This is a genomic window from Indolivaga alginatilytica (assembly GCF_003201355.1).
GTDB lineage: Bacteria > Bacteroidota > Bacteroidia > Bacteroidales > Dysgonomonadaceae > Dysgonomonas_A > Dysgonomonas_A alginatilytica.
In genome coordinates this window covers 117,087-130,788 of sequence record NZ_QICL01000003.1, presented here as the reverse complement: position 1 = coordinate 130,788, position 13,702 = coordinate 117,087, and the positions used below count along the sequence as shown (strand labels likewise).

Annotated in this window: 11 protein-coding genes and 1 pseudogene; all 12 read right to left on the bottom strand. The window is 35.2% G+C overall.

The window, feature by feature from the left end; genetic code table 11:
- Positions 1-37 precede the first annotated feature (37 nt).
- The 12 genes and pseudogenes from CLV62_RS04470 to CLV62_RS04415 all read right to left on the bottom strand — a co-directional run bounded on the left by CLV62_RS04470 (position 38) and on the right by CLV62_RS04415 (position 13,700).
- Positions 38-763: an NUDIX hydrolase gene (locus tag CLV62_RS04470; protein WP_110309592.1), complete on the bottom strand. Its 726-nt coding sequence runs from the start codon at positions 761-763 to the stop codon at positions 38-40.
- A gap of 337 nt (positions 764-1,100) precedes the next feature.
- Positions 1,101-1,469, bottom strand: a complete 369-nt coding sequence (locus tag CLV62_RS04465; RefSeq protein WP_110309591.1) for a DUF488 domain-containing protein — start codon at positions 1,467-1,469, stop codon at positions 1,101-1,103.
- 117 nt (positions 1,470-1,586) lie between these two features.
- Positions 1,587-3,005: an adenosylhomocysteinase gene (gene ahcY / locus CLV62_RS04460; RefSeq protein ID WP_110309590.1), complete on the bottom strand. Its 1,419-nt coding sequence runs from the start codon at positions 3,003-3,005 to the stop codon at positions 1,587-1,589.
- A 197-nt stretch (positions 3,006-3,202) separates the two neighbouring features.
- Positions 3,203-4,021: a DUF3108 domain-containing protein gene (locus CLV62_RS04455; protein WP_110309589.1), complete on the bottom strand. Its 819-nt coding sequence runs from the start codon at positions 4,019-4,021 to the stop codon at positions 3,203-3,205.
- 28 nt (positions 4,022-4,049) lie between these two features.
- On the bottom strand, positions 4,050-6,041 hold the full coding sequence (locus CLV62_RS04450) for an Ig-like domain-containing protein (protein WP_110309588.1): 1,992 nt from the start codon (positions 6,039-6,041) through the stop codon (positions 4,050-4,052).
- 82 nt (positions 6,042-6,123) lie between these two features.
- Positions 6,124-7,602 (bottom strand): oligosaccharide flippase family protein, encoded by a 1,479-nt coding sequence (locus CLV62_RS04445; RefSeq protein WP_170120012.1) that lies wholly within the window; start codon positions 7,600-7,602, stop codon positions 6,124-6,126.
- Between the two features lie 216 nt (positions 7,603-7,818).
- The gene (locus tag CLV62_RS04440) at positions 7,819-9,450 is read right to left on the bottom strand and encodes a hypothetical protein (protein ID WP_110309586.1); all 1,632 of its coding nucleotides are present in this window, start codon (positions 9,448-9,450) and stop codon (positions 7,819-7,821) included.
- Between the two features lie 120 nt (positions 9,451-9,570).
- On the bottom strand, positions 9,571-10,344 hold the full coding sequence (locus tag CLV62_RS04435) for an SDR family NAD(P)-dependent oxidoreductase (RefSeq protein WP_110309585.1): 774 nt from the start codon (positions 10,342-10,344) through the stop codon (positions 9,571-9,573).
- Positions 10,345-11,982, bottom strand: coding sequence for an ArnT family glycosyltransferase (locus CLV62_RS04430; protein WP_110309584.1), 1,638 nt, complete (start codon positions 11,980-11,982; stop codon positions 10,345-10,347). It abuts the gene before it with no gap.
- A 31-nt stretch (positions 11,983-12,013) separates the two neighbouring features.
- Positions 12,014-12,112 (bottom strand): annotated as a pseudogene (locus CLV62_RS04425) (DUF2179 domain-containing protein); the annotation flags it as partial.
- The gene (locus tag CLV62_RS22335; RefSeq protein ID WP_110309583.1) at positions 12,111-12,830 is read right to left on the bottom strand and encodes a DUF3667 domain-containing protein; all 720 of its coding nucleotides are present in this window, start codon (positions 12,828-12,830) and stop codon (positions 12,111-12,113) included. The pseudogene CLV62_RS04425 and the gene CLV62_RS22335, both read right to left, overlap by 2 nt.
- A gap of 3 nt (positions 12,831-12,833) precedes the next feature.
- Positions 12,834-13,700: a YitT family protein gene (locus CLV62_RS04415; protein WP_110309582.1), complete on the bottom strand. Its 867-nt coding sequence runs from the start codon at positions 13,698-13,700 to the stop codon at positions 12,834-12,836.
- Positions 13,701-13,702 lie beyond the last annotated feature (2 nt).

Genomic DNA, 13,702 nt, shown 5'->3' with positions numbered 1-13,702 from the left:
GTTTATCAGTATTAAGTAAGGAAATCGGTTTGCATATTTAGATGCTTGTTTTCAATCTATTGTATGCTTTTTTATCGAACTTATAATAACGTGCTGCACGATGTGATACTCCTAGTTGTTTTTCAGCCAAAGGCAGAACATAAGTCATAGTAGCCACTTTTTTATGAAAATTACGAATATCAATTTTCTTATTATAAATAGACTCGTACAGGCGATGCAATTGGCTAATCGTAAATTTTTGAGGGAGTAAATCGAATACGATAACCGGATCGGTTTCAATCCAACGGCGTATATCAATTAAAGAGGCTTCAACTATTTTATTATGGTCAAATGGCATATCGGGAAGTTCGCTCAACGGGCACCACTCTACTGCTTTATATTTAGTTATATTGCTTACGTTAAGTTTTCTTCCAATTTTACAGAGCGAAAAGTAAGCTACAGTTATCAGTCTGTCAATATCGGGCTTGTATGCCTGATCCAGCCATTTTATATCTTGAGGGTTACTCGCCCTGTCGGGTGCAGCAAAACAACGGAACTGTTTCAAAGTCATACGTCTTATGCCTGTAAGTTCGTACAAGACACGCGAAGCTGCATCATCAACATCTTCATTATCAAAAATAAGACTACCGGGAAGTTTTAATCTTTTAGGATCGTTCTCATCTATGTTGTTACGCTGAACCAAAAGTATATTCAATTGCTCATCGTCAAAACCAAAGACAACACAATCAACAGAGACATAGGTATGTATAAAATTGGTCTTCATGGTATATCTTAAACTAAAAGTTATATCTATATGATTAGGCTTGAACAAATATACAAAATAACTTCAACCACAAAACATATACGAATATAATATCTAGTTAAATATTTGAAACACAATTTATTGTATATTGTACGATAAACAATAAGAATAGCGAGTATATTGTACTATATACAGTAAGATGTCCTGCAAATAAAGGGATAAAATAGTGATATGCAATTTTGTTTAATTATGTTAAAGCAAACAATAAGAAAAATTGAATATTCGAACATTTTAGAACACAAAAAAAGAGATCTAGAAAAACCTCCTTTAAATACAGACTACTTATTCACCAATTATATCAGCTTTTACTTTGCAACAGAGTCTCCAAATATTTTTTGAGAATTATTGCATGATTATGCACAGGATCTTTAGCCGCATATAATAACGTTACAATAGGGTGAAGTTCTATTTCATCAATATAGGTACGCATGTCAGGCGCATTAGCCAACTCTTTCTGATAAGCAATAACAAATGCCTCCCAATTTCTATCAATGCTCTGGTGATACCACTTACGAAGTGAAGAAGAAGGTGTTATATCTTTAGCCCAAAGATCATAATGCAGGTTTTCTTTCTTTACACCTCTTGGCCACAAACGGTCAACTAAAATTCTGAAACCATCACTTTCGTCGAAGTCTTCATAAACACGCTTAATGTTAATTGATGTCATATTTAAAGTAAATTGTATCGTTATACATAGATTAGCTGGAAACAAATATAACAATTTACAAAACAAAAGCCGCCGGATCAAATATGATCCGGCGGCTTTCTATATTATAAAACAGAATTAATATCTATAGTGGTCTGCCTTGAATGGACCATCTACCGGCACATCCAGATAAGCAGCTTGCTCCGGGGTAAGTTTAGTCAGCTTAACACCGATTTGAGCTAAGTGTAAACGTGCAACTTCTTCATCCAAATGCTTAGGCAAACGATATACACCTACTGCATAATCTTTTTGCCATAATTCTATTTGAGCCAATGTTTGGTTTGTAAATGAGTTACTCATCACAAATGAGGGGTGACCTGTTGCACAACCTAAATTAACCAAACGACCTTCTGCCAATAAGAATATCGAATTACCTGTTGGGAAAGTATATTTATCTACCTGAGGTTTAATATTTGTATGCTTAACACCTGCAAAAGTAACCAGCTTATCTACTTGTATTTCGTTGTCGAAGTGACCGATATTACAAACGATAGCCTGATCTTTCATGGCTTTCATGTGGTCTATTGTAATAATATCTTTGTTACCAGTTGTAGTTACATAAATATTACCTTCTTTTACAGCCTCTTCCATAGTTGTCACTTCAAAACCTTCCATAGCAGCTTGTAGCGCACAAATAGGATCGATCTCAGTAACAATCACACGAGCTCCGTATGAGCGTAATGAATGCGCACAACCTTTACCGACATCACCATAACCGGCAACAACGGCAACTTTTCCGGCAATCATTACATCCGTAGCACGTTTGATACCATCAGCCAATGATTCACGACATCCGTACAGATTATCGAATTTCGATTTAGTAACCGAGTCATTTACATTGATAGCAGGAATCAATAATTCGCCACGCTCCATCATCTGATAAAGACGGTGTACACCTGTAGTTGTTTCTTCCGAAACTCCTTTCCAATCGGCTACTGTACGATGCCATCTCTGGCTATCTTCTTTTAAGATTTTGTTTAGAGTATCAAGAATAACTTGTTCTTCGTGATTACCTCCTTTACGATCTATTGTTTTAGCATCATCTTCGGCTTTGAATCCCCAATGAATCAACAATGTAGCATCACCTCCATCGTCAACAATCAAATTAGGACCTTTACCTCCGGGGAAATTAAGAGCCTGCTCGGTACACCACCAATATTCTTCTAATGTTTCGCCTTTCCAAGCAAATACAGGAACACCAGACGCAGCTATTGCAGCAGCAGCATGATCTTGCGTAGAAAATATATTACAACTACACCAGCGAACATCTGCCCCCAGCGTTGTCAATGTTTCTATCAAAACCGCCGTTTGGATAGTCATGTGAAGCGATCCCATAATGCGAGCACCTTTCAAAGGTTTAGAATCTCCGTATTTTTCACGAAGAGCCATTAAACCCGGCATCTCATGCTCACCTATCTCTATTTCTTTTCTACCGAAGTCAGCCAGACTAATGTCTGCAACCAAGTATGGTAAATTGGGCAATAATTCTTTTGACATAAATTGTTATTGTTCTTATTAAGGTCTCAGACCTATTTGTTAATTGGGTAAGTATAATTGCAACTGATAGTTATTTCTTGAAATGTTACAAAAATACTTATTATTAGTTATCCAAGTATTCTTTACAAAGATAGAATTTTTTTACAACTTTTTTCTATAAATAGAAAATGGATAAAGCTCTAAAAATCTGTATTATCTTATTTTACAATATTTACAGGATGCTTAACCCCTTTATAACTTTTCAAGACTGCACGGGTAGAGCCGACCTTTAGTTTTGTTTCTAATTTAACAGGCATACGATTGTTATCGTCGGTAATATATACTTTCATAGCCTCTTTACCTCCATCAAAAGCATCATCTTGAATGTATAGTGTCAATTTCAGGCAATTATATTTCTTATCATCATTAGCCTTTACAGCCTCTTTTCCATTGTATACAATTCGCATACTCACTTTTGACTTCCCTGTTACAAAATTGACTTTTGTCTCCGTTCCAATTTTCATCTGCGGATAGTTCAGAGTACGAGCATAGAAAAGGACACTCATCAAATCATAGGTACAACCCGAAAAGCTAAGAGTCTCATCAAATTTGAAATCTCCGTTTTTATGTCGTATGGCACGAATCTTCACATCATTACCACCCGGGTATGAGTACGTTAATCGTTCTTTAGTATAGTCGCCTCCTTCATGTGCATCCTTGAAGTATGCCAATGGCAATATCCCTTTTGTTGTATAACAAGCCAGAGTATCGCTTAATTCAAATACTTTTCGGGCAAATCCTTGTGATTCCGAGATCAGAGTCATTTTATATGCATCATTACCCGCATATTTTATATTTTGAGTAGACAGTGTTGCATATCCACCTTTAATAGTAGCCGCAAATTTTATATAAAGGTCATAGCTTAATTGTTCGCCTGCATCAAAGTATTTATTATCAACACTACACTGCGACGACGCATTGGTTATCGTCAATAACGACATTGCCAATAAAATTGTCAGTTTATTTAATAGCTTCATTGTCTGTTGTAAATTTCTGTTTCTATTTTCAATACGATTGATTATAATTAGCACCAGTATTCTGATTCTGGTTTTGATTCATCCCATTTGCATTATTCCTATTCGATTTTTGTTGAGATTCTCTTTTTTCGTTCTGGGCATCTCTACGCTCCATCGCTTTCTTGCGTTTCTCGTCATCCTTCGGTTTATTCTTGGTGATATCCAACGGTTTTTGCTTATCCAATGGTGCCCAAAGAACATCCCAATACTCCTTTATCTCCCAGAATGGTTTAAGATCAAGAGCCTTAGAATAATAATACACCATCTCGGGTTGCCTCATTTCCGAATATTCTCCGGTATCCCATTTTCCGTTTCCATTATTATCCACTATGGCCCGCGCATAATATATCCCGGGATTAATAAACTCGAAAGATGCAGCACCATCCTTGACCGGCGCCTGATACATTGCTTTATCCGATTTATCTAATAATTCGACGAAAGCAGGTACACTATCCGGCAAATTCGACATGGAGAATATAAATGATCCGTATTCATCCAGTTTTTTTATTTTAAAAAGAGCCTCCAATCTATCATTCCATAATCCGGAATAACTATGTATTGCTCCCGAATCTACTGCAAACCGGTATTCTTCTCCGAATCTCCATTTATGTTGCAGCTGATATTTACGAGGGTTTAAAGTATCCTGTTTCAGGATATAATTTACATCCGAATATGTGGAATCAGCTTTGAGGCCTAAACGGATTTTACTCTTATCGAAATCCTTTACCGGAAAATCAAATTCAATATCAATATTTCTGTATACATCAAAAGTCTGAGCAATATTAGTAGTAAGAGCTAAGAATGTTATTTCCGGCTCTTTACCTTTCTTTTTCTCGTCTTTAGGAGGTGTCTTTTTCTTAGTCCTGTTTATAAATTTCAACGTATCAGTTACGGATTGTAATAAATTCAAAGAATCGGTCTTATTATAAGACACTTTCAAATTTATAGTATCCATATCAGCGATAGCCTTTTCTGTTATCCAGAATTTCAAAGTATCATTACCGGCTGTCCGTTCGAGTACCGTCCATTCCGATATTCCATATGGAACATCCAAAGGTTCAATTTTCGGCATTTCTGTAGCTGATCCAAAATAAATAGAAATTATATCGTCTGTTAATCGTTCATGTTTTTGCAAATATTGTCGTTTGAAATCCGACGTAAAAGACCGTAATACAACATTATCCGGTAAAAACTTCGTATAGTTTACGGTACGTATAGTATCAACTGTCAAATCTTTATTGAAAATAGTATCCTCGCGAACAGCCCCTTGAACCGTTGGTACAATAATGGTCTCTAAAAAGGCAATGGCCTCAGCCGGATTATCATATTTATAATCTCTGTTTACATCATCCAGGGCGTATAGTTTGTATTCTCCGGGAGCTATACCTTTTATGGTAAATCGACCTAACTCATTAGTTCTCGAAATTCTCTTAAATGGCAATTTAGTGAATGCCGTATCCGACAAATCGGAATGTATACCCACATACATTCCCGATACAGGCTCCAGATTATATGCGGAGAGCACTTTACCCGAGATAGAGAGAGTATCTACAATCTCTCCTGTAGAAAAAGACAAAGCAAAGTTCTCCAATGCATTCTTTTCATTATTATCGACAATAGCATCCGTAAAATCAACGGTATAAGTGGTATTAGCAATTAACGTGTCTTTTAATTCGACTATTACCCTGTTATTTTGAGCACGAATTATAGGGAAATTCTTTTGAGGAGGTGTTACGATCACCTTCTCCATCGGTTTTTCGATTTGCACAAGCTCATCGAACACAATTTGGATTTTGCCACTTTTCACGAATGTCTGATTAGGCTGAGGCGTTGACGATAGAACCTTAGGCGGATCAAAATCATAATCGCCCCCCGAAGGTGACCCGATACTCGCACACGATATAACAATTATACCGGACACGACTAATATTAAATTACGGATCACGTCTTTTCTCACACTCGTGATTGAATATTTAAGCATATGGAGTTTATCTATTTTAGACAAAAGTACGATGTTTTGAGTTATGACTAATTAGAACTGCTGTAAAATATTTATCACCACACTACTTACTGAACAAACCTGATAAAGATTTCAAACGAAAAACCTTATTCAATTTATACAACGAAAACAGAAGTGACAACACCCAAAGAGGTATTCCTGCAATGATAATATAATTTGGTGCATATTTAACAATACAAAAAGCTAATAAAACTAGAATAAAACTAATAAAACCTATTGTAAGATTTTCATTAGTCCATTCAAAACGGCTTAACTTTCGTCCTAACACAAATACCAAAGGTAAATATAGGGAGTAAGCGATAAGATACGCCATACCAACCGAATCGAAATTATAGAATGGAAATAAACAATACATACTTCCTATATATATCAGAAGAAATAAAGTCTCCGAAAAGAAATAGATAAGTCCTTTTCCTTTAGCCAGGAGAATAAAACCCAAAGGCCATGACAAGACCTTAAAGAAAGTTCCTAAAATCTGCCAGTTGAGAATGGCGGCTGCATTCTCAAAATCAAAAGAGTATAATAAAGATAAAACGACCTTAGAAGATAATAACAATAAAACTATCATAGGAACAGCCACTATGAGAACTATATAAGTCTGTTCATTTATCAAAAGTTTGGTTTTTGTATTATCTGCGATAATAGCACATAAACGGGGATAAAAATCGGAACCCATTGACTTCAGTATCAGCATCAAATAAACATTGGTTATAGTCCATGCCGCCTGAAATAACCCTATCGATTCCAGTCCGGCATTCTTGGAAAGAAAAGCTCTGACAAGGAAAAAGCTAAAGGAGGTCAGAATGGAAGCCAAAACAATAAATATACCTACCCGCAACACAGAAGCACCTTTCTTTTTTAGCTGGTCAAAAGATACAGGTACGGATTCCAGATCGATCTTTCTCCTGTAGAAGTATGCACTTAAAAACATGGCAATACTTACAATAATAAACACAGGGACAATTCCATCTAAACGGTAAAAATAATACAGAGGCACTGAAATAAGCAAGCCAAGAGTATTCCAAAGAATGGCAGATTTTACCATATATGATATCCTTCTAAGCCCTTGCAGAACAACCGCTTGTCCGGCAGCCAGAATAGTAAAAAACATAGAAATGGAAAGCAATGCGAATTCAAAAGAATGAGAAGAGTCTCCAAACACCCACAAACTAATAGGGTAGCAAAGAACTAAACAAATGCCTGCTCCCAATGTGGCAAAGATTAATGCCCAACGGTCTATTATTGATATGATATGGTAGAGCCGGCTCTTGTCATCTTCATGGATAGCAGCAATTTCTCGTACACCTGTAGTTTCGATACCTAAACTCGACATAGATTTAATCATGTCCAATGTAGATTGGTATATGCTAATCAATCCCACACCGGCAGCACCTAACAGAATAGCCAAAATCTTATTCCGGATTATACCGATAAGAATAGTTATAATCTGTGAACCGCCAAAAACACTTGTCGATTTCAGAATTTGCTTATATGATTTATTATCTGTCTTATCTGTCGCCAAATCGCTTAACTGTTTATAAGTAATCCCAACTATGTATTATTCTCATAAAGGTAAATCGCTATTGTTATCTGTTGCCAAAGTAATATAAAATCCATGCTCTTAAGTTTCTGACGAACAGACTACAACTTCAGCTTATATATCATGAAAAGATTCAAAATAGCCAAACCATTCTACAAAGAGGCATCTGTAAGAACAATATTTCGTTATTGATACTGATTAATCATTCCAAATAACTGTATAATAATGTTTTCCTCGTCTTATCTTAAATTCAGCAGGATCAATATACTTCAATAAATCATTAGGAATAACATAGGCTGTTTTAGGTGTAGGCACTATCTCATTAGGTAATCCGATTACAACATTGCCATAAGATTTAGCAACCTTAATAGGCCAACCTTCATCGATCCTTGTTTTGGCAAAAATATAAGGGCTCACCGGAGCATAGAACAAGGCATAAGCATGATTAATCTCCGCCGGATAATACACTTTATCAACATCTAAGGTCTGAACAAATTTAACATCTTCCTTAAAGTTATATGAATAGAAAGGAACATATGTTCTTTTATCGAAATACATATATATGAAACTCGAAAACAGCGTAATATAAATACATAAAAAAGTCCACTGCAATAGTTTATTCTGACAAATTTTATAAATACCCAAACCAGTAAAATAAATAACAGGAAACCAAAGCACATTCCAATGCCAGACAGAAGGTTCGACAAATAAAACAATCGGTATAGAAGATATTAGAATTGCTCCAAACAATATACTCAAGAGATCTTTTTCTTTTTTCCCATAATACAATCCAATAATAAACATCGGTAATGAAATTATATTATAAAACACACCATATGGAAAAAATGAATTCAACCTTACCCCGTCAATACCCCATACAAATATTTTAAATGAGATTTTTAAATAATCTATTAAAGTCTGATAGATATCTGTTGTTCCGAAAATAGTGGTCGCATTATGTCTGCCCGCTTCCAGTTGAGTTATTGTAATAAAACCAATCTGATATTGTTCTCCACCTGTAAACAACGAAAATGCAAACAAGATTAAAGGAAAAACAATTAATAAAGAAACCACTAAACTAACAATACAAGCTTGTGTGCTAATTCTCTTTTTCTTTATTAAAAAGAAGAGAAGAAAAACAAACAAAAACGGCAACATAAACCAACTCACACCATATCCATAGGCACTTATGGATAAAAAAGAAAAAGCCAGCAGATAAGATATAAATTGTTTTGCTTGAGTCCTTGCATTATACGCTAGCACGATGAAACAGATACCGATAAGTAAAATATCCGGAAATATATTACAGTCCAACCCGAATCGGCATTTCATAATATGCCACGGATTTATAGCCAAGAATGCTGAAAGGCAAAATACCAAAAGTACATTCTTCTGTGTTTTCCTTAATGTCCAGTAAAAAAAGAGTATAACGAAACTACCAATCAGAGACATTGGTAAACGGTAACTTTCTTCGCTAAGACCAAATAACTTTATGAAAGGAAGCGCTAAATAAGCATACAGAGCACTTTGTCCTGTTCCCCATGATTTAAGATATACCGGATAGGATGCCAGATTACTATCAACGCCAAAATTTGCCAGACACCAAGAGTCGTATGCCCCCATCGGTTCATCAATAAACGAGCCATATGGCAACAGCAAATTAAAACTTCGAACCAAAACTCCTATCAATAGTATCAATTGAAGGAAGTAAAGCTGTCTCCTTTCAACTAAATCCAACCTCTTTTTCGCAAGAAAAATTTCTCTGCCCAGAAATAACAAAACTCCCAACAGAAAGATTATCTGAACGAACATATAATTTTGAAACTCCATTCTTTATATTATCTTATTTTAGAAAACACCTAAACAAACACCACAGAATTAAACACTTAACAAAAATCCGCAAAATAACAGACAGGTCTATGGCAACAGACTGCAAATTTAGTCAATATATCATAAGTGGTATCTTTTATCCACTTTTCTTTTCTCCAAGGCTGAATATAAAGGGAATATAAAAGGAAAAATTCCCCCGAAAAGTTTAAATATACGAAACAAAAAGGAGGGGTACACTCGCTTCTTATCCTGTTCTATTCCTTTTACAATTGCTTTCGCAACAGTTTCTGCAGTTTGTGAAAGAAAAGGAATAAGAGGTTGCTTTCCGTTCGCTGCTTTTTCAAAAAAAGCAGTTCGTGTAGCTACCGGATACACAGCCATCACCTGCAAATCAGAAGCAGCTTCGTATCTGAATGCCTCTATAAATTGATGCAGAGCAGCTTTCGTAGAGCAATACAATGAGTAATATGGCAAAGGAACTTGTGCTACCGCCGAAATAGTACCAACAAAGCATCTGGGCTTATTCGTACCGGATTCTGCGAATTTCTGCAAAGAGTAAATTGGAGAGAACGTATTCAACGCAAAAATATCTTCGGTATGTTTCCAATCCGGATTGGATAATTTTTCTAAAAAGGCATATCCTGCATTGGCTATAAAAACATCAATCTCAACAAAAACCGACTGAGCGTATTCAAATAAACTATCAACACCTCTTTTATTACTTAGGTCTGCCGAAAATGGAAAAACTATTCCGTCTATAGACGGAATAGTTTCAATATGTCGTGCTACGGCTACGATTCTCACACCTTTATAATCAAGTAAAAGTTTCAAAACAGCCAAACCAATTCCTGACGAAGCTCCTGTAAGAACGATATTTTTATTATGTATATCCATTCAATCATTCCAGATAAACGAATAATAATATTTCCCTCGTTTGATCTTAAACTGAGACAAATCGATATACTTCAACAAATCGTTCGGAATAAGATAGCCTGTTTTAGGCTTAGGCTCTATATGCTCAGGAAGCCCCAATATAACATTATCATAAGATTTATAACGAAGTGTTATCGAATCACGATCCAACGTTGTTGCAAATTGAAGGGGAGCAACAGGTTTATAGAAAAGGATAAAAGGATGTTGCATATCACGAGGGTAATATACTTTGTCCAGATTTTGTTCCTGAGAAAATATAATCTCATCCTTAAATGTATAAGAATTAAATGGATTATATATCCTCTTATCAAAATACGTATACAAAAACACGGCAAATATAATACTGTAGATTGAGAAAAATAAAATTTGGTTTTCTTTCGATTTTTCTGCAAACAGATGAATCCCGTAAGCCGTAAAAGCTGTAATGGGGAACCATAATATATTCCAATGATTAACATTAGGCGCAACCAATAAAACGACTAAAAAACAAGAAACGAGCCAAATAAAAAAGATAACAAAAACAGGTTCTTTATCTTTTAACTTCCAGTGTCTGTATATACCAAACGCAAGGAATGGCAACGAAATTACATTATAAAATTCACCATATACAGGAAGTGTGCTTGTAGACATATTATCAACACCAAAAATAAGCAAACGCCCCATATCCTTTATATTCTTCAGAAAGGCCGAAAGTACATTCTCTGCTCCCAGCAATGTAGTGCTTTCATGCCTCCCTGTGCTTAACTTTGTTATAGTCATTTTTCCTATTTGGAATTGATCTCCATCAAAAAATAGAACATAAACAAATAAGAGTAATGGAACAACAATTAGAAATGAGGTCACAACACTTATTATACCCGTGCTCTTATCTATTTTTTTTGCTTTAAACAAATACCATAACATGAGAAGATATAAGAATGGTAAAGCAAACCAGGACACGGCATATCCATAAGCACTAAATGAAATAATGCCAAAACCAATAATATAAAACAGCGATTGTTTACGGCTAAAAGTTGAGTAACAGGCTAGTATAATAAAACAAATACCAATAAAAAGCAGATCAGGAAAGATATTACAATCTACGGCAAATCTGCATTTAATTATGTGCCATGGATTTATTGCAAGAAAAGCTGCAAGACAGAATACCAGCAGTTTATTTTTTTGTGTTTTTCGTAAAGTCCAATAAAAAAACAAAAGGGTAAAGCAACCGATTAGCGACATTGGTAAACGATATGCTTCTGCCGACAAACCAAATACCTTTATAAAAGGTAAAGCAAAATAGGCATATAATGCACTTTGTCCTGTCCCCCATGACTTAAGGTATACAGGATACGAAGCGAGATTACTATCGATCCCGAAATTTGCCAAGCACCAAGAATCAAAAGCTCCCTGAGCCCCATCAATAAAAACACCGTCGGGATAAGAGAGATTGAACAATCGGACAAAAACCCCTATAAATAATATAAACTGAAGTAAATAAAACTGTTTCCTTTCAGTTCGATCCGACAGTTTTTGTGCTACGGTCATTTCCTTATATAAGAATAATAATACTCCTATAAAAAAAGCAATTTGAACAAACATATAACTCTGAAATTCCATATATATATTTTACACTGAATATTTAATTATATCACCTGATTTTATCGAAACCTTCACCATATACCCCACGGACAATATTTTGCGAGACAAAGGCCTTTTCATCAATACTTCTTATAAGCCGAAACATTTCATTTTAAAAAAAATAATATTAATATCACAGTTGCTATGAAAGTGCCAAATATCATCACTGATAATATACTAAATAAGGCTTTCATAGATGTCAAAACCCAATTCTTAGTTTTAAACAGTTGGGTCAGCACCCAAATATTATAACAAATAGATAAAATATTAATTATCCAAAAAATGGATACGGAGGGAAACATATAATATATGGGATAAGATATGATTGATATAAATATCCTTATACCTACTATATATGAATTTATTATTAGGTGCTCTATGTAGTTATAACCTTTTTTTCGGAAGACAAGAAAGGACGACAAAGCAAACAAGGGTATGCTTATTAAAAGGAATAAAGAGTAATGAGAGTAAATAGAATTGAAAAGACCTTTAGTCTGATCCACTTCAATAGTTTCTCCCGGGTATGCTTGAAAAAAATGAACTAAAAAACTGTAAATAGCGGCTACCATAAGCACAAACGCAAAAGGTTTGAAATGCTCTATTCTTTTGCCATCTAAATATCTCTCTATTGTATATCCGGGTCTTACAAGCAATTCCTTGATTGTATATAATATACCTTTGTCTACATGCAATATGCTATGCTGAATTTCGTGCAAAAGATAATGTCGGTCGATGCGCGAAGTCTTGCTGGGTTGTCCACACCTCGCACAATAGTTATCTGTCACTTGAGTATTACAGTTCTTACAGTATGCCTCCTTTACTATCATTATTTATCCTTTTATTTTGTCGAACCCTTCGCCATATACTCCACGAACAGTACTTTGCGAGATAAAGGCCTTTTCATCAATACTTCTTATAAGCCGAAACATTTCAATAGACTCACTACGTTTGGCAAGAACTAAAATAACTTTGGTTGACTTTTTCGTGTACCATCCCATTCCCTCCAATAACGTACAGCCTCTATGTAATTCTTTATTTATAGCATCAGCAATAATCTCATATTTCTCGGATATAATAAGATATTGCACCGATTGCCTCGAGCCATTGATGACCATATCCATAGCGTACGACATAACACCCAATACAATGAGTCCGGCTACAATTTTTTGATAATCGTGGAAAATAAAGAATGAAGATGAAATAACTACAAAATCAAAAAGGAGGACTCCGCGTCCAAAAGAGATATTCTTATACTTACCTATAATCGCTATAAGTGTATCCGATCCTCCTGTACTTCCATTTACACTAAGAACGAGACCGACACCTACTCCGCATATAATACCACCTATCAAACCCGAAAGTAAAGGTTCATTCTCTACAAATGGTTCACTAATTATTTTCTCACAAATGGTTATAAGCAGAGTTAGAGTAAGCACCCCGTAAATGGTTTTTATCATAAACCTAAGTCCTAAAACTTTAAGTGCAATAACAAAAAGAATACTATTAATAAACAGATAGGTATACTGAAAAGGGATGGCTGTCGCATACTCAATAACCAGACCAATACCTGTAGATCCGCCGACAACAATACCCTGTGGTTTAATGAAACCAACCAAGCCTATTGCATACAAGGCGAGACCCAATGTAATATAAACGTAGTCTCTCCAGTAAAACTCTTTAAGATATTTTTTCGGCATAT